Consider the following 16681-nt stretch of genomic DNA (forward strand, 5'->3'; position numbering starts at 1 on the left):
ACCGTCGTGGTGAGCAAGGTCTCTCGTCACCGACGCCGAAGGAGTTCCCCATGCCCGGCTTTCCCGCACTCACCCACGTCGCGATCACCGTCCGCGACCTGCGGATCAGCATCAACTGGTACACGCGACTGTTCGGTACCGACCCGGTTCTCGACGAGGACGAGGAATCGGGCACGTACCACCACGCCGTCTACGCGCTGGACGGGGGAACCCTGTTCGGGCTGCACACGCACGTCGACACCACTCCCGCGGAGACCTTCGACGAGAAGCGCACCGGGCTCGATCATGTCGCGTTTGCCGTCGGACGTGACGAATTGGAGTCCTGGGTGACGCGTCTCGACGAGCTCGGTATCGCACACGGCGGGATCAAGCATGCGCACTACGGGTCCGGGATCTCCTTCCGCGACCCCGACAACATCGCGCTGGAGTTCTTCGCTCCCCCGGCCGAATAGGCGCTCCGGAGCCGGATCGCCCTCAGACGTCGGTCGCCGATTCCTTATCCAACACGGTGAACTCGGTGGCCGGATCCTTCATCTCGGTCAGTCGGCCGTGGTGAATTCCGGTGCCCGCATCCGACAGGATCGCCTGATGGATGGGCACCGCGACCCGTGGTGCCATCGCGCGGAGGTAGTCCACCGATTCCGACAGCTTCATCCAGGGCGCCGCCGACGGCAGGGCGAGGACGTCGATCTTCTCGAACGGGATGTAGAACGAGTCACCCGGATGCATGAATCGGCCGGTCTGTCCGGCCGTGTCGAGGACGTAGGCGACGTTGTCGATCACCGGGATGTCGGGGTGGATCACCGCATGCCGACCGCCGGTGACCCGCGCCGTGACGTCGCCGATCGGCACCGCCTGGCCGGCGTGTGCCGCGGTCCACTCACCCGCGGAATCGGCGTCGTTGAGCTGCTTGGTGGTCTGGGGGTCCGCGAACCGCAGGGCCTGAGGGTTGTCGGCGACGAGGTTGGGTAGCCGCGCCACGTCGCAGTGATCCGGGTGCTGATGGGTGATGAGGATGGCGTCGAGGCCGGTGATGCCCTCGAATCCATGCGAGAAGTTTCCCGGATCGAACAGGATCTTCGTCCCGTCCAACTCGACCAGCAGGCAGGAATGACCGAAGTGGGTGAGTTGCATGGTTCCACCATGCTCCTGCCATCGATGCGGTGCCAGCGTCGCGGCCCACCGGCCGGAGTTCGCCAAGTTCGTGACAAACTTCTTACCGAGGAGTAAGGTTCGTTCTTACTACCGGGTAAGTTCCACCGGAGTCCTACGCACGAAGCCACACGCTCGAGAGAAATGGTGACCATGTCGACTCACACCGAGCCCCGCGACACCTCTGCGGTCGGCAAGACCAAGCATCCCCGCAACTTCATCGGCACCGCGATGCGGGTGCTGACCACCGTCACGGGATCGGAGTTCGCGGACAAGTATCAGATCCGCGAACCGATCAACCGGATCGCCTACCAGGCGACCAAGACCGGCTTCCAGACCCTCGGTGCGGCCAACCGCGCCTTCAAGAAGGTCCAGGGCGGATCGGGACAGGCAGCCCGCCTGACGACCACCCCGAAGGACTACTTCAACCTCACCCCCGACGACGAACAGCAGATGATCGCCGAGACGGTCAAGGAGTTCGCCACCGAAATCCTGCGTCCCGCGGCCTATGACGCCGACGCCGCCGCAGCGGCACCCGAGGACATCGTCAAGCGTTCCGCGGAACTCGGCATCACCATGATCAACGTCCCCGAGGAGTTCGAGGGTGCCGCCACCGAACGCGGCGTGGTCACCAACGCGCTCGTCGCCGAGGCGATGGCCTACGGCGACATGGGACTCGCCCTTCCGCTGCTCGCGCCGAGCGGTGTGGCCACCACACTGACCAACTTCGGCAGCGAGGGACAGCAGAAGACCTATCTCCCCGATTTCGCCGGTGAGGACGTCCCGCAGTCGGCGGTCGTCATCGCCGAGCCGCGTCCCCTCTTCGACGCCTTCGCGCTGCAGACCAAGGCCCATCGGGTGCCCAGCGGCTACCGCCTCAACGGCGTGAAGTCCTTTGTCCCCGCAGCGGGTTCGTCGGAACTGTTCATCGTCGGCGCGCAGCTCGACGGACAGCCCGCCCTGTTCATCGTGGAATCCGACAGCAAGGGCCTGATCGTCGAGGCCGACCCCGGCATGGGCGTGCGCGCCGCCGGCATGGGCCGCCTGCTGCTGCAGGACGTCGCCGTACCGGAGTCCGCGCTGCTCGGCGAAGAGACCGGAGAGGCCGCGCTGGCCGCCTACCGCGACGTCGTGCGCCTGTCGCGACTGGGCTGGTCGGCTCTGGCCGCCGGCACCGGCCGGGCCGTCCTCGACTACGTGATCCCCTACGTCAACGAGCGTGAGGCCTTCGGCGAGCCGATCTCCAACCGCCAGGCGGTGGCCTTCATGGTCGCCACCATGGCCACCGAACTCGACGCCATCCGCCTGGTCACCCTGCGCGGCGCATCGCGTGCGGAGCAGGGCCTGTCATTCGCCCGGGAGGCCGCGCTGGCCCGCAAGCTCACCATCGACAAGGGCCTGCAGATCGGTCTCGACGGCGTGCAACTCCTCGGCGGCCACGGCTTCACCAAGGAGCATCCGGTCGAGCGTTGGTACCGCGACCTCCGTGGCGCCGGCATCGGCGAAGGCATCGTCGTCCTCTGAGGCCGACCCGGGAAGCAACGAGGAATCTCAACTCATGAGCATCAATCTGGAACTGCCACGCAAGCTGGGCGTCACCATCGACCAGGCCCATCAGGCCGCGGCGGAGATCTTCCGTCCCATCTCGCGCAAGTACGACCTGCGTGAGCACGACTACCCCGTCGAACTCGACACCCTGGCCAGCCTGTACGACGGGCTCTCCGAGACCGGACAGGCCGGTGCGGGCGCCGACGCCGGTCGGAGCAAGGACAAGGGCAAACAACGTCCCGAGGGCGTCGTCGTCAACGGCGGCAACATGCAGTCGGTGGTCAACGTCATGGAGACCTCCTGGGGTGACGTCGGCCTGATGTTGTCGATTCCCTATCAGGGACTGGGCAATTCGGCGATCGCTGCGGTCGCCACCGACGAGCAACTCGAACGCTTCGGCAAGGTGTGGGCCGCGATGGCCATCACCGAACCGAGCTTCGGCTCCGACTCGGCCGCGGTCACCACGACCGCCACCCTCGACGGCGACGAGTACGTCATCAACGGTGAGAAGATCTTCGTCACCGCCGGTTCGCGCGCCAGCCACATCGTGGTGTGGGCGACGGTCGACAAGAGCCTCGGCCGCGCCGCCATCAAGAGTTTCGTTGTGCCGCGCGAACATCCGGGCGTGGAGATCGTGCGTCTCGAGCACAAGCTCGGTATTCGCGTCTCGGACACCGCGGTGATCCGGTTCGAGAACTGCCGCATCCCCAAGGAGAACCTGCTCGGCAGCCCGGAGGTGGACACCAAGAAGGGCTTCGGCGGTGTCATGCAGACCTTCGACAACACGCGTCCGCTGGTCGCGGGTATGGCCGTGGGTGTGGCCCGCGCCGCGCTCGAGGAGTTGCGTCGCATCCTGGAAGAGGCCGGCATCGAGATCGACTACGATCGCCCGGCCGCCGATCAGCATACCGCCGCAGCCGAGTTCATCCGGATGGAATCCGATTGGGAGGCAGCGTATCTGCTCACCATGCGGGCCTGCTGGATGGCCGACAACAAGCAGCCGAACTCGCTGGAGGCCTCGATGGCCAAGGCGAAGGCGGGCCGTACCGGCACCGACGTCACCAACAAGGCCGTCGAATTGGCCGGTACGCCAGGCTATTCCGAGCGCACCCTGCTCGAGAAGTGGGCGCGGGACTCGAAGATCCTGGACATCTTCGAGGGCACTCAGCAGATCCAGCAACTCATCATCGCCCGACGGGTGCTGGGTAAGAGCAGCGCAGAACTGAAGTGAGGCAACCGATCATCAACTGATCACAGACATCGTCCACGACCTCGTCCCCCGAGTGCCACCGGCACTCGGGCGACGAGGCCGTTTCAGGACATAGGTGCCGGCCGCCCCAGACCGGCAATCACCCGCCTGGGTGACATACAGAACTCCCGGCTCACCGATATGGTTCGCGCAACGTACACACCACGTCGTCGTCACGGGGAGTCAACCATGACTTTCGAACAGCCACCTCAGGTGCCGCCGCCTGCTTCGTTCGAGTCCGATCCCACGCCACCACCGCCACTTCCGACACCGCCGCCACCACCTACGCCGTCACCGGCACCGCCAGACGGACTCAGCCTGAAGAAGGCCCCACCGCCGACGGAAGAGCCGTCCACCAGCCCACCTCCCCCGCCGGCGGCCCCGCCGATGCCGCCGGTATTCGCGCTGGAGCCGTGGCATGCCCTGGCCGCGTTGTCGCTCATCTCGTTGGTCACCGCGATCTTCACTCTCGGTATCGGGTGGTTCTTGGTCGGTGTGGCCGCCGCGGTAGGCGCGTGGAAAGCGTGGGAGAAAAAGGTCGTCTGGACAGGCGACGCGCGCGATGGCCTCAGCCGACTCCGGTTGACCAGGCCCTCGTCGGCGGAGATCACCGACACGGTCAACACCGTCCGTCAACCGCCGGTTCCCTTTCAGCCCTTGACATTCTCCGAGACTTTCCGAGGCGCCGGGCGAGTCATGGCGCGCAACTGGGTTGCTCTCATCACGGTTCCGCTCGCCGTGTTCGCTGCCATGATCGTGGTTCTCTACGTGGTGATCTCGATTGTGATGAAGGCGCTGTACTCCGGAAACACCTTCTTCGGCGGCGATGTGATCGTCAGCGACGTGAGCAACGGTGTGTCGTCGGTACAACAGTTTCTGGTCACTGCGCTGGTCATGCTTTCCCTGTGCCTCGTCGTCGGGTTCTTCGCCGATGCCGCACTGCTTGCTCTGACCGTGGTGGCCACCTACCGCGCCGCGACCGGTCGGCCAGTACGAATTCTGGACGTACTACGGGAATGCCGCCCAAGGGTTTTCGCGGTGTGCCGTCTCAATCTCGTCTTCTACGCGCTCATCCTCATTCCCGACTTCGTGATCCAACTCGCCACACTGCCACTCCTCTTGAAGGGGAGTGTCAGCGGAGTGATCGCGATGATGCTTCTCAACATCATCGTCGCGTTCACCATCGGCGTGCTCGTCAGCTTGTCGCCGATCATCCTGATGATCGAACAACGAGGCGTCATGGACACGTTCAAGCGCACCATCGCGCTCTCACGGCCCGCGTGGGGGCGTCTGATCGCGCTTCATCTGTGCTGGTTGGGATGCGGGATACCGCTGGCGATCGTGTTGACGATCAACGGGTTCAGCGTCATCCTCTACGCCACCGTGATTTCGGTGATGCTCGCGTTCTTCCGCACTCTGCAGACAGTCGTCTATCTCGACCTTCGGATGCGAGAACGCAGCGGGTTCGATCAGTGGCTCGCCGAAGCCTGGAACCAGAATGTGGGACAGCCCAACGCCTGACCGCGGACGCCACCTCGACAGCAATCTCACCGGCCTCCGGCCGAGGAATCCGCCGGCACCAACAACAGGGGTACCCCACGCCGCCCGATGAGACGATGCGCAACCGATTGTCCCAGAACAGAATCCAGGTATCCGAGCATCCCAGGTCGCGGACTGCCGATCACCACCATCAGCGCGGAGTAGCGATCGGCGACGACGGCGAGGAGGTCGGCGGGCGAGCCGTGACCACCGTGGTAGGTCCACGACGCCGGGACACCGTCGAGCAGGGCACGCGCGGCGATCACCTCGTCGGTCACCGTGTTGCGGTAGTCCTCGTCCCACTCCGGGGAGTCGAGATCGATCGGGGCGTCGTCGAGATCGACGATATGCACCAGATGGATGTGGGCGTCGAGATCGCCGGCGAGTCGGACCGCGAAAGCCATGGCGGCCATGCTGTCGGGGTGGCGATCCCAGCCGACCACCAGGGCCGCTCGCGCCGCCACTCTCGGCTCGGGACCGGATCGGCTGCGCTGCAGCGGACCGTCGCCACCGAGCTGGCCGAAGTCGTTCTCATCGTTCATGGCGAAACTCCTTCACACCGACGCCAACCACAACCCGAACCCGCACGCCACGACGGCCGCCACCACACTGCCGATCGCGTTGGCGGCGGCCAGGATTCCGCGGCGTCCCTCGGCGAGGCGCACCGTCTCCACACTCGCCGTGCTGAATGTCGTGTAACCGCCACAGAATCCGGTGCCGACGATGGTCTGCAGCGCATGCGGTGCCGAGTGGTCGATCACCAGACCGGCGAGCACACCCAGCAGCAGCGAACCGGTCACGTTGATGGCGAACGTCGCCCACGGGAACGTCGCCGGCCGCCACCTCTTGATCGCGCCGTCGACGACGAACCGGGCCACCGCGCCGAGCGCACCGGCCAGCAGAACCGCGAGGACCGTCACGACACCGCTCCCGTCCGGCGCGCGAGTATCGACCCGGCCGCCACGATTCCCAGCCAGGCACAGGCGATTCCGGCCACCACCGACGTCACGGCGTAGGCGATCGCGATACCCGCCGCGCCGTGTTGTCCGAGCTGCGTGGTCTCCAGCGCGAACGTGCTGTAGGTGGTCAACGACCCACAGAAGCCGGTCCCGACGAGTAGCCGAACCCGTTGGCGCCAGCCGGAATCCGGTCCGGCGAGAATCATCACCTCGAGGATCACACCGAGGATGAACGCGCCGGCAAGGTTCACTCCGAACGTCGCCCACGGCCAGCCGGTGCCGACCGTCGGGAACAGTTCCTCCATCAGGTAGCGCAGTCCGGTGCCCGCGACCCCGCCGGCGAACACCAGACCCAGCGCCGGCAGTTGCAGGTGCAGCGGCCGCGCCGGTGGCGTGTCGGGATCCACTGGGATCGGTATCCGGTCCGCTCCCCCGGTGTGATCTCGGCCTGTGTGATCTGCGCCCATGACAATGCCCCTTCCGTCTACTCGGAACAGGAACTATCAGCCGATACCGGCGGTTCGGGGCGGCGCACAGACACTGTCGCCCCGGGCGAGATCCATCACCCTGCTCGACAGCCTATACCGACACCGCTTTCAGCCCCCGAGCTGACGTGCGAGGTCGGCGAGTACGTCCGGGTCCTCGATGGTGGAGGGCACCGCGTACTCCTCGTGGTCGGCGATCTGACGCATTGTCTTGCGCAGGATCTTGCCCGATCGCGTCTTGGGCAACGCCGGGACGACGGTGACGTCGCGGAACGTGGCGACCGCTCCGATCTCGTTGCGCACCATGGCCACCAGCTCGTTGCGCAGCGTGTCGGGTTCGATGTCGACGCCGGCCTTGAGCACCACGTAGCCGCTGGGTCGTTGCCCCTTGAGATCGTCGTGGATGCCGATCACCGCGCATTCGGCGACCGCGGGATGCGACGCGACGACGGCCTCGATGCTGCCGGTGGACAGGCGGTGACCGGCGACGTTGATGACGTCGTCGGAACGTCCGAGCACGAAGACGTAGCCGTCGGCGTCGATGTATCCCGAGTCGCCGGTCAGGTAGTAGCCCGGGAACGCCTTCAGATACGAACTGCGGTAACGGTCTTCGTCGCGCCAGAGTCCGGCGAGGGTACCGGGCGGCAGCGGCAGCGTGATGACGATGTTGCCTTCGACGCCGGCGTCGACGGTGTTGCCCTCGGCGTCGACGATGCCCACCTGATAGCCCGGCACCGGCACCGTCGGTGAGCCCGCCTTGATCGGCATCGGTTCCAGCCCACGCAGATTCGCCGCGATCGACCAGCCGGTCTCGGTCTGCCACCAGTGATCGACCACAGGCACGCCGAGCACCTCACTGGCCCAGGTGAAGGTGTCCGGGTCGAGGCGCTCACCGGCGGCGAACAGCGTCGTCAGCGACGAAATATCGTACTCGGCAAGTAGTTTGGCGTCCGGATCGGCCTTGCGGATCGCCCGGATCGCGGTCGGCGCGGTGAACAGGGCCTTGGCCCGATGTTCGGAGATCACCCGCCAGAACGCGCCCGCGTCGGGGGTGCCCACCGGTTTGCCCTCGTACATGATCGTGGTGGCGCCGGTCAGCAACGGACCGTAGACGATATAGGAGTGGCCCACCACCCAGCCCACATCCGATGCGGTCCACCACACGTCGCCGGGAGCGACGTCGTAGATGTTGGTCATCGACCACCGCAGGGCGACGGCGTGGCCACCATTGTCACGGACCACACCCTTCGGCTTTCCGGTGGTCCCCGAGGTGTAGAGGATGTAGAGCGGGTCGGTCGCCGCGACATCCACCGGATCGACCGGTGACGCGGCCTCCATCACGTCGTCCCAGTCCAGCCAGCCGCCGTGATCGGCAGCCGAGCCGGTGACCTGCTCGCGGTCTTTGACGATGACCGTCGAGGGCGGGTTCGCCGACAGTTCGAGCGCCTTGGCGACCATCGGGAGGTATTCGACGGTGCGCCCGGGCTCGAGGCCTCCGGATGCGGTGATGATGGCGACGGGTTCGGCGTCGTCGATGCGGGTGGCCAATTCGGGCGCCGCGAAACCGCCGAACACCACCGAATGCACGGCACCGATGCGCGCACACGCGAGCATCGCGATGGCGGCCTCGGGGATCATCGGCAGATAGATGACCACCCGGTCACCGGCTGCCACGCCCTGCGACGCGAGCACCCCGGCGAACCGGGACACCTCGTCGAGCAGTTCGGCGTAGGTGTAGCGGCGGATCTCGCCGACCATCGCCGAATCCCAGATCAGGGCGAGGCGGTCACCGTGCCCGGCGGCCACGTGCCGGTCGAGCGCATTGAAACAGGTGTTGAGCCGGCCGTCGGGGAACCACCGGTACATCGGCGCCGCGGAGTCGTCGAGGGCGGTGGTCGGCGGGACGGACCACTCGATCTCTGCCGCAGCGGCGAGCCAGAACGACTCCCGATCATCGATGCTGCGCGCGAATGCGTCGCTGTAGCTGCCCACTGTCGTCCTCACGTCGTGTCCTCGCGGTCGTGCGCGTCACACGACTCTGCCGCTATGAGGGTAATGACGGTCACACCGGGACGCGAGCGCTTCGTCTGTTCTGCGCCCACCGGTAGCCGTAACGCGCCGAACGGCGTCGTGGGCCCTGTCCGATCGGAGAGTACGAACGGGGCAGCGCAGTGCGGCGCGGTCCGATGATGTCAGTCCAGATACTTCTCGACGGTGTCGGCCGGACGCACCGCGGCGTCGTCGGGGTCCTGACCGGCGCGGCGGCGGGCCTGACGCTGGCGCAGCAGATCCCAGCACTGATCCAGCGACACCTCGATCGCCTTCAGACGGGCGTTCTCCTCGTCCCTGCCGATGTCGCCGCGACCGAGTCGTTCACGCAGATCGTGCTCTTCGCCGATCAGGTCGGTGATGTGATCGTGGATCGCCTTGTCGGTGGTCATACCTCGACGGTAGCGCCGAGGCGGCGGGACGCGCACCCACATTCACGACGGATGCGCCGATGGACACGCAGGTGTCAGTGGGCCGCGTCGTAGGCCTCGATGACCTCGGTGGAGATCCGGCCACGCTCACTGATGTCGAAGCCGTTCTCACGCGCCCATTCACGCACCGATTTCAGGTCACGGGATGAGCGTGCCCGTCGGCCTGAACCCCCACCCGAGCGTCGTGCGCCGGCCACCCGCGACGCCGCGATGTACTTCTCGAGGTCACGGTGGAACTCTTCGGCGTGCGCGGCCGAGGTGTCGAATTCGTAATTCTTGTTGTCAACGCTGAATGCGATCGTGACGGCTTCTTTGAGTTCTTTCCCGTCAAGATCGTCGACAAAGGTGACGACGGTACGTCGTGCCATGCTGGGTCCCCCCCATTAGTTCCTTCTGAATAACCACCCGAACAATAGCATCGGGTGGGTTTTCGATCTCGAAACCACGCGTTCATGGCCGGGGCTGTGAGTGTATTCAGCGGGGCGCGCACACCCGCATCGATGGTGTCCGGCGACCGAGTCACACGACAATGAATTCGGCCCCCGATCGCCTGGCGATCGGGGGCCGAATCTTCGTGGTAGCGGGGACAGGATTTGAACCTGCGACCTCTGGGTTATGAGCCCAGCGAGCTACCGAGCTGCTCCACCCCGCGTTGGTGAATACCACGTTACATGGTGGTTCCCAGCGGATGCAAATCGCCTCCCGTATCGGCCCTGAACTGGGCAAACACGTGTGAGCGCAACCACATTCGGGCCTGGCATGTCAGTTGCCGCCACCCAGATTCTCGTAGGTCTGGACGGCCTGATTGAGCTGATCGAGCGCCTGCCCGTACGCCGTGAAGTCGCCACTGCTCTGCGCCTCCTTGAGCTTGGCCAGCGCATCCCCGATCGCCTTCACCGCGGCGTCGCGCTGCGCGCTGTCACCGGTGGTCGGTGTCGGGGTGGTGGGTGTGGTCGGCGTCGTCGGTTCCGGTTCGGTGGTGCCGCCAGTGGTGGGCTCCCCGCCCAGTGGCGACGTCACATCCTCCGGGCTGATGCCCACCTGCTGCAGGGCCTGCGCCACCGTGGCCGCATACCCGACCTTGGGCTGCGCGGCCGCGGCGTTGTAGTAGACCAGGATGCGATGCAGTTTGGGCACACCGCCGCCCGAGTCGACCTCGGTGTACATCGGCTGGACGTACAGAATGCCGCCGCCGCCGACCGGGAGGGTCAGCAGGTTGCCGTAGGTCACCTTGGTGGTGCCCTCCAACTGTTTTCGGTCCGAGGCCACGGCACCGGCCGACTTCATGTTGTCCTGCGCCTGGATCGGTCCGACACCCGATTGCCGATCGGTGGGCAGCACCTTCACCGTGATCTGCCCATAGGTCCCGGGGTCGGACGAAACGGTCATATACGAGGCCAGGTTTCGTTCCCGGAATCCGGTGAACACCGTCGTCAACTGGAACTGTGAACCGGATCCGGAACCGCCACGGGGCTCGCGTGCGCTGAAATAGTACGGCGGCTGGTTCAGCTGACGATTCGCATTGTCCTCATTGCTCGGGTCCGGCGGCACCGACCAGAAGTTGTTGTTCTGGAAGAAGGCAGTCGGATCGGTCACGTGATACTTCGCGAGAAGTTCACGCTGGATCTTGAAGAGATCTTCCGGATAACGGACATGCGCCGCCAGATCGGCTTTCTTGTCGAATTCCGAGCGGGGTTCGACCGTGCCCGGGAACACCTTCATCCACGTCTTGAGCACCGGATCGGTGTCGTCGAACTGATACAGCGTCACCTTGCCCGTGTAGGCATCGACGGTGGCCTTCACCGAATTACGGACATAGGACACCTGCTCGTTGGCCTGCGTGCGCTGGGCCTGATTGTTGATCAGGTCCTGGGCGTCGGTGGTGACCTCCTGCAGCGACGTCGACTGCGAGTACGGGTAGTTGTCCAGGGTGGTGTAGCCGTCGACGATCCACTTGATCGACCCGTCGGCCATCACCGCGGGGTAGGTCTTCGAATCGACCGTCAGCCACGGCGCGACCTGCTTGACCCGGTCCCGCGGGTCGCGGTTGTAGAGGATCCGTGAATTGCTGTTGATGGCATCCGACAGCAGGAAGTTGCGTTCGGTGTACTTGACCGCATACATCGCGCGCACAAACCAATTGCTCAGGGAGACACCGGAATCGGCGGTGTAGCTGTAGGTGCGGCCGTCCTCGTCGTACTCGCGGTCGCCGCCGGAGGTGCCGACGATGGCGTAGTCCGGCGTCACATTGGCGATGAGTTCACCGAAGTAGATGCGCGGCTGGCTGACCTTGATCGGCGCCGTCTCCTGATACTGGGGATCGCGGATACTCTGCAGGTCGCTGACGTAGAAGACCGGGAGTCCGCCGCGGTCACTGGCGCCGGCCGACGTGTCGTCCGAGGCCTCGTCGACCTGATTGGCCGGCGCCGCGACGAACCCGTTGCCGTGGGTGTAAACGGTGTGCTTGTTGAGCCAGTTCTGCTGCTGGTCACCGTACTTGGTGGGGTCGAGTTCACGGACCGCGACGATGAAGTCGCGCTGCTGTCCGTCGACGGTGTAGCGGTCGATGGCCAACTGCGACGGGAACCCGTAGAAGTTCTTGAGGAACTGACGCTGATTGAACGTCGGTGCGATCACGTTCGGGTCGAGGATGCGGATGTTGGACAGCGTCGGCTCGTCGGTGTTGACGGCCTCCGCACTCGGTGGCGTCGCACCCCAATTCTCCTGGTAATCCACGTTTTTGTCGGGTTCGATCCCGTACGCGGCCGTCGTCGCCGCGATGTTACGGCTGATGTACTCGGCTTCCTTCTGCGCGGCGTTCGGCTTGACGGAGAACTGCTCCATGGTCAGCGGCCAGCCCACCCCCATCAGCAGCGCCGCCAGCAACATCAGCACCGTCGCGATCGCCGGAATGCGAAGGTCCTTGAGCACCACACCCGCGAAAAACGCGAGCGCACAGATGATCGCGATGGCCATCAGGATCAGCTTGGACGGCAGGACGGCATTGATGTCGGTGTAACTCGCGCCGGAGAAGATCTCCTGCTTGCGGTCGCTGGAGAGCAGCTGATACCGGTCGAACCAGTACGACACCGCCTTGAGCAACAGGAAGGTGCCGGCCAGCGCCGCGAGTTGGATGCGCGCCGGATTGGTCAGCGACCCACTGCCGCCGCCGAGGCGAATGCCGCCGAAGAGGTAGTGCGTGATCAGGTTCGCGAAGAACGCGATGACGATGATGACGAACAGGAAGTTGAGGATGAACCGGATGAACGGCAACTCGAACGCGTAGAAACTGATGTCGAGTCCGAACTGCGGGTCGGTGACGCCGAAGTCGGTGCTGTGCAGGAACGTCTGCACCGTGACCCACGACCCCTGCGCGACCAGTCCGGCCAGCACGCCGATCAGGACCGGCGGGATGATGGCGAACCAGCGGACGCGGCCCATCACCACCGCGCGATATCGCGCCAGCGGGTCACCCGGACCCGACGTCGGGACGAACACCGGCCGTGAACGATAGGCCATCGCGATGGCGCCGAAGATGATCAGCCCGACCACGACCGCGGCGATCAGGAAGAGCAGCACCCGTGTCCAGAGGATGGTCGAGTAGACCTTCGAATAGCCGAGATCGGAGAACCACAACCAGTCCGTGGCGATGCCGACGATGCGCGGCCCCACCAACAGAATGATCAGCAGCGCCACCGCGATGCCGATGGCGATCTTGCTCCTGCGCGACAGTGTCGGCAGTCCTGCCGGCCCGCGTACGCCCACCTGATCCACTCTCCAAATATTCTCAATACGGACACACGTCAACCGGCTGTGCCGACTCCCTGCGATGTGGTTCCCCACTGTACTGGTGCCCGCCAAGCGACCGCCCGGTCACCGTACCGGGCAGCTGTGACGCCGCTCATCGGAGAAACGGCACCGGTGCGGATCGAGTTCCCGATGCGGCCCCGGCACACGACATGCCGGCACACGACATCAGGGCACACGGCATGATGGGTGCACCATGTCGCAGCCCCACCGCTTCTCCCCCGACGATCTCGGTCGCACCCTGCGTGATGCGCTGGGATTCCTGACGCCGCACCGATGGGGTCAGTCGCCGACGGTGTTCGCGCTGGTGCCCACCGAGGTACTGGCCGCGTTGCATCCCGAGGTCGTCGACGCCGACGACGATTCCGTCCTCAGTCCGATCGCCGAGGAACCCCTGGAGTCCGCCGATCGGGACGACCCGTTCGCCGCGCTGGAGGAGTTCCTGGCGACGGCGTCGTGGCAGGAACCGGTGGTCGGGGCGGCGGTCGTCGTCGACATCACGGTGCTGCCACCCGACGCCCGCGACGAACTGGCACACGACCATCCCGATGCGCGTCGCGCCCGGCTCGCGGTCGGCGCACTACGCGGCGGACCCACGCTGGCGCTGCTCGAACTCGAACCCGACGACACCGATCAGGTCCGCGAACTACGGACCCACCCCGACCTCGCCACGGACCTCCGAGCGGCGCTCGCCGCGGCGCTGGAGGACTGAGCCGGTACCGCTCAGCAGTGCGGCGCCGACCCGCCGGCACCGATCGTGTCCAGCGCGTCGACGGCCGAGGTCAGGGAACTCACCTTGATCAGTTCGAGACCGTCCGGGGCGTCGGACTTCGCCTCGGTGCAGTTCTCGTCGGGCACCAGGAACACCGACGCGCCGGCGTCACGCGCGGCACGCGTCTTGTGTGTGATGCCACCGATCGGACCGACGTCGCCGTCGTCGTCGATGGTGCCGGTACCGGCGATGAACTTGCCGTGGGTCAGCGAATCGCTGCCGAGCTGATCGATCACCGACAGGCTCAACATGAGTCCCGCCGACGGCCCACCGATCTCGCCGACGTTGTAGGTGATGCGCAGGCCGGGGTCGGCGCTGCGCACCTCGGGCGTGACGCCGATGTAGGCGACGTCGGCCTCGCCGGGACGCGCGGCGGCGGTGACGGTCACGGTCGACTCGGTGCCGTCGCGGCGGATCCGGAACGGGATCTGCTCACCCGGCTTGTGCGTGCGCACCGCCTTCTGCAGGTCCTCGGTGGTCGCCACCGCGGTTCCGTCGACCGAGATGATGACGTCGTTGGCCTTGAGCACCTTCGCCGACGGACCGTCCGGCGCCACCACCGCGACCGCCAGTGCGGTCGGCTTGTTCAGATACCGCAGGGCCGCGGCCGTCGCGCTGCCCTCCGAGTCGGTCATCTGCTGGGTGTTCTGCTGCTGGGTCTCCTCGGTCGTCTGACTCGGCGGGAACACCGTCTCGCGTGGCTGCACCGAATAGGTCCCCGACAACCACATTCCGAGCGCACCGAACAACGACAGCCCGTCGCTCACCGAGACGGTGGTCAGATTCAGATGCCCGTCGGTCGGATGGGTTTGCGCTCCGGCGATCTCGACGACCGGCACCTCACGGTTGTCCAGATCGATGGTGCCCAGCGTGTTGACGGTCGGGCCCGGTCCGAGTGCGACGAACGGCACCTGGACGGTGGTGCCGACCACGATCAGCACCAGCATCACGAGAGCGGTGACGGCCACGGTGAAGGTGCGGCGCGAGGAGAGCCCTGTCATTCCGACCACCCTAGGGCACACCGTGCGGGACCCGGGCCGCACGGCCGGGGGAACCCGACCTGCGCGAACTACGCTCAAGGCGAAACCGCTCGAGGGCCACACCCGGCGATGGTGGCGGTACCGTGGACTCATGAGTGATTTGCCCTTCGGATTCTCGTCCTCCTCCGATGATGACGGCGGCAAGGACAAGAACCCCGACCGCAGCGGCGATTCGGGCGCCGGCGCGCCGGGCGGTGCCCAGAATCCCTTCGGATTCGCCATGGGCGGAGAGGGTTTCGATCCGTCCGCCGGCCTCGATCCCGCCGCGCTCGGCCAGATGTTCAGCCAGCTGGGCAGCATGCTCAGCGGGATGGGGACGTCGATGACCGGCCCGTCCGCCGGTGGCCCGGTCAATTACGAGCTCGCCGCGAAGCTCGCGCGTCAGCAGATCGGGAACTTCACCCCGGTCCTCGACAAGGAGACGAAGGCGGTGGCCGACGCGGTGCGCCTGGCCGACGTCTGGCTCGATGACGTCACCACACTGCCCGGTGGCGTCAGCAAGGCCGTCGCCTGGACGCCGGTGCAATGGCTGGACGAGACGCTGCCCACCTGGAAGGGACTGTGCAATCCGGTGGCCGCCCAGATCTCGCGGACCTGGGAGCAGAACCTGCCGCCGGAGGCCGCGCAGTTCGCCGGTCCGATGATGGGCATGATGACCCAGATGAGCGGCATGGCCTTCGGCACCCAACTCGGCCAGGGCCTCGGCCAGCTCGCCAAGGAGGTGCTGACCTCCACCGACATCGGCCTGCCGCTGGCCCCGGAGGGCACCGCGGTGCTCCTGCCCGAGGCCATCGCCTCCTTCGCCGACGGCCTGAACCTGCCCGCCCAGGAGATCATCGTCTTCCTCGCCGCGCGCGAGGCCGCGCACCTGCGGCTGTTCACCCACGTGCCGTGGCTGCGTCAGCGACTGCTCGCCACCGTCGAGGAGTACGCGCGTGGCATCAGCATCGACTTCTCCGGGATCACCGACGCCACCGCTGGTATCGATCCGACGCAGCTGTTGGCCGATCCGTCCAAGCTCGAGGAACTGATCAGTTCGTCGGCCTCGTTCGAACCCACCACCACACCCGAGCAGAAAGCGGCCCTCGAACGTCTCGAAACCCTCCTCGCCCTCATCGAGGGCTGGGTGGAACACGTTGTCACCGAAGCACTTTCGGACCGGATTCCGAGCACGGCCGCACTGACCGAAACCATCCGTCGCCGCCGCGCCACCGGCGGCCCGGCAGAGCAGACCTTCGCCACCCTGGTCGGTCTGGAACTGCGTCCGCGCAAGTCGCGCGAGGCGTCGGCGTTGTGGGCCTCGCTCAAGCAGGCCTCCGACATCCCGACTCGTGACAAGGTGTGGGAGCACCCGGATCTGCTGCCCGACAGTGACGACCTCGATGCGCCGGCCGGATTCATCGATCGCGTGATCGGCGGCGACACCTCCGAGATCGATTCGGCGATCGCCGAACTCGAGAAGTCCTTCGCGGCCGACGCCGAGGGCTCCGGCGACCCCAAGTCCGTAGGCGACACCGACGGTTCGGGTGAGGACACCGGCGACGGGGACGACACGCCTCAGCGCTGAACGGACCACCGGTGTTCGCACCGCGCTGTGGATAACCGCCCTCGGCGCGGCCGATCGGGGGCGTCCGGATGGCACAGTATCCC

The 16681-nt window shown here is 66.0% G+C and carries 15 protein-coding genes, 1 tRNA gene and 1 riboswitch; of the genes, 6 read left to right on the forward strand and 10 right to left on the reverse strand.

Annotated elements, in window-relative coordinates:
- Nucleotides 1-50: 50 nt before the first annotated feature.
- On the forward strand, nt 51-452 hold the full coding sequence (locus ABLE94_RS17930; RefSeq protein ID WP_348804351.1) for a VOC family protein: 402 nt from the start codon (nt 51-53) through the stop codon (nt 450-452).
- 22 nt (nt 453-474) lie between these two features.
- Here the strand turns inward: ABLE94_RS17930 and ABLE94_RS17935 are convergent, their stop codons facing one another.
- Nucleotides 475-1134, reverse strand: coding sequence for an MBL fold metallo-hydrolase (locus tag ABLE94_RS17935; protein WP_348804352.1), 660 nt, complete (start codon nt 1132-1134; stop codon nt 475-477).
- A gap of 171 nt (nt 1135-1305) precedes the next feature.
- Between ABLE94_RS17935 and ABLE94_RS17940 the strand changes: the two genes are divergently transcribed.
- From ABLE94_RS17940 to ABLE94_RS17950, 3 genes are all read left to right on the forward strand, one after another.
- Nucleotides 1306-2676: an acyl-CoA dehydrogenase family protein gene (locus tag ABLE94_RS17940; protein WP_348804353.1), complete on the forward strand. Its 1371-nt coding sequence runs from the start codon at nt 1306-1308 to the stop codon at nt 2674-2676.
- A 34-nt stretch (nt 2677-2710) separates the two neighbouring features.
- The gene (locus ABLE94_RS17945; RefSeq protein WP_348809436.1) at nt 2711-3931 is read left to right on the forward strand and encodes an acyl-CoA dehydrogenase family protein; all 1221 of its coding nucleotides are present in this window, start codon (nt 2711-2713) and stop codon (nt 3929-3931) included.
- Nucleotides 3932-4138: 207 nt separating this feature from the next.
- Nucleotides 4139-5470: a hypothetical protein gene (locus ABLE94_RS17950; protein ID WP_348809437.1), complete on the forward strand. Its 1332-nt coding sequence runs from the start codon at nt 4139-4141 to the stop codon at nt 5468-5470.
- A 26-nt stretch (nt 5471-5496) separates the two neighbouring features.
- Here ABLE94_RS17950 and ABLE94_RS17955 read toward each other — a convergent pair whose 3' ends face one another.
- The 8 genes from ABLE94_RS17955 to ABLE94_RS17990 all read right to left on the reverse strand — a co-directional run bounded on the left by ABLE94_RS17955 (nt 5497) and on the right by ABLE94_RS17990 (nt 13177).
- Entirely contained in the window at nt 5497-6030 is a 534-nt protein-coding gene (locus ABLE94_RS17955) for a universal stress protein (protein ID WP_348804356.1), read from the reverse strand.
- A 12-nt stretch (nt 6031-6042) separates the two neighbouring features.
- A complete protein-coding gene (gene crcB / locus ABLE94_RS17960) occupies nt 6043-6408 on the reverse strand; it encodes a fluoride efflux transporter CrcB (protein ID WP_348804357.1) in 366 nt (121 codons plus the stop codon).
- Nucleotides 6405-6914, reverse strand: coding sequence for a fluoride efflux transporter CrcB (crcB, locus tag ABLE94_RS17965; RefSeq protein WP_348804358.1), 510 nt, complete (start codon nt 6912-6914; stop codon nt 6405-6407). The genes crcB (ABLE94_RS17960) and crcB (ABLE94_RS17965) overlap by 4 nt, the downstream gene beginning before the upstream one ends.
- Nucleotides 6915-6934: 20 nt before the next feature.
- Nucleotides 6935-7023: riboswitch (Fluoride riboswitch) on the reverse strand.
- A gap of 20 nt (nt 7024-7043) precedes the next feature.
- Nucleotides 7044-8924: a propionyl-CoA synthetase gene (locus ABLE94_RS17970; protein ID WP_348804569.1), complete on the reverse strand. Its 1881-nt coding sequence runs from the start codon at nt 8922-8924 to the stop codon at nt 7044-7046.
- A gap of 200 nt (nt 8925-9124) precedes the next feature.
- Nucleotides 9125-9373 carry a DUF2630 family protein gene (locus tag ABLE94_RS17975; protein WP_348804359.1) on the reverse strand — a complete coding sequence of 83 codons (249 nt, stop codon included), beginning with the start codon at nt 9371-9373 and terminating at the stop codon, nt 9125-9127.
- A 74-nt stretch (nt 9374-9447) separates the two neighbouring features.
- Nucleotides 9448-9780 (reverse strand): histone-like nucleoid-structuring protein Lsr2, encoded by a 333-nt coding sequence (locus ABLE94_RS17980; RefSeq protein ID WP_348804360.1) that lies wholly within the window; start codon nt 9778-9780, stop codon nt 9448-9450.
- A 207-nt stretch (nt 9781-9987) separates the two neighbouring features.
- Nucleotides 9988-10064 (reverse strand) — tRNA-Met (locus ABLE94_RS17985).
- A gap of 110 nt (nt 10065-10174) precedes the next feature.
- Complete coding sequence (locus tag ABLE94_RS17990) at nt 10175-13177, reverse strand: UPF0182 family protein (protein ID WP_348804361.1); 3003 nt, start codon at nt 13175-13177, stop codon at nt 10175-10177.
- A 238-nt stretch (nt 13178-13415) separates the two neighbouring features.
- Here ABLE94_RS17990 and ABLE94_RS17995 point away from each other — a divergent pair, with 238 nt between their 5' ends.
- Nucleotides 13416-13931 carry a PPA1309 family protein gene (locus ABLE94_RS17995; protein ID WP_348804362.1) on the forward strand — a complete coding sequence of 172 codons (516 nt, stop codon included), beginning with the start codon at nt 13416-13418 and terminating at the stop codon, nt 13929-13931.
- 11 nt (nt 13932-13942) lie between these two features.
- Here the strand turns inward: ABLE94_RS17995 and ABLE94_RS18000 are convergent, their stop codons facing one another.
- Complete coding sequence (locus ABLE94_RS18000) at nt 13943-14992, reverse strand: YlbL family protein (RefSeq protein WP_348804363.1); 1050 nt, start codon at nt 14990-14992, stop codon at nt 13943-13945.
- 130 nt (nt 14993-15122) lie between these two features.
- On the opposite strand from ABLE94_RS18000, the gene ABLE94_RS18005 reads away from it, so the two are divergent.
- On the forward strand, nt 15123-16598 hold the full coding sequence (locus ABLE94_RS18005) for a zinc-dependent metalloprotease (RefSeq protein ID WP_348804364.1): 1476 nt from the start codon (nt 15123-15125) through the stop codon (nt 16596-16598).
- Nucleotides 16599-16681 lie beyond the last annotated feature (83 nt).

The sequence above is a fragment of the Gordonia sp. VNK1 genome, from assembly GCF_040049135.1.
GTDB lineage: Bacteria > Actinomycetota > Actinomycetes > Mycobacteriales > Mycobacteriaceae > Gordonia > Gordonia oleivorans.

Excerpts from the sequence above, each read along its gene's own strand:
- ABLE94_RS17930 (WP_348804351.1), top strand. The coding sequence starts at position 51 with ATGCCCGGCTTTCCCGCACTCACCCACGTCGCGATCACCGTCCGCGAC.
- ABLE94_RS17935 (WP_348804352.1), bottom strand. The coding sequence starts at position 1,134 with ATGCAACTCACCCACTTCGGTCATTCCTGCCTGCTGGTCGAGTTGGAC.
- ABLE94_RS17940 (WP_348804353.1), top strand. The coding sequence starts at position 1,306 with ATGTCGACTCACACCGAGCCCCGCGACACCTCTGCGGTCGGCAAGACC.
- ABLE94_RS17945 (WP_348809436.1), top strand. The coding sequence starts at position 2,711 with ATGAGCATCAATCTGGAACTGCCACGCAAGCTGGGCGTCACCATCGAC.
- ABLE94_RS17950 (WP_348809437.1), top strand. The coding sequence starts at position 4,139 with ATGACTTTCGAACAGCCACCTCAGGTGCCGCCGCCTGCTTCGTTCGAG.
- ABLE94_RS17955 (WP_348804356.1), bottom strand. The coding sequence starts at position 6,030 with ATGAACGATGAGAACGACTTCGGCCAGCTCGGTGGCGACGGTCCGCTG.
- crcB (WP_348804358.1), bottom strand. The coding sequence starts at position 6,914 with ATGGGCGCAGATCACACAGGCCGAGATCACACCGGGGGAGCGGACCGG.
- ABLE94_RS17975 (WP_348804359.1), bottom strand. The coding sequence starts at position 9,373 with ATGACCACCGACAAGGCGATCCACGATCACATCACCGACCTGATCGGC.
- ABLE94_RS17980 (WP_348804360.1), bottom strand. The coding sequence starts at position 9,780 with ATGGCACGACGTACCGTCGTCACCTTTGTCGACGATCTTGACGGGAAA.
- ABLE94_RS17995 (WP_348804362.1), top strand. The coding sequence starts at position 13,416 with ATGTCGCAGCCCCACCGCTTCTCCCCCGACGATCTCGGTCGCACCCTG.
- ABLE94_RS18000 (WP_348804363.1), bottom strand. The coding sequence starts at position 14,992 with ATGACAGGGCTCTCCTCGCGCCGCACCTTCACCGTGGCCGTCACCGCT.
- ABLE94_RS18005 (WP_348804364.1), top strand. The coding sequence starts at position 15,123 with ATGAGTGATTTGCCCTTCGGATTCTCGTCCTCCTCCGATGATGACGGC.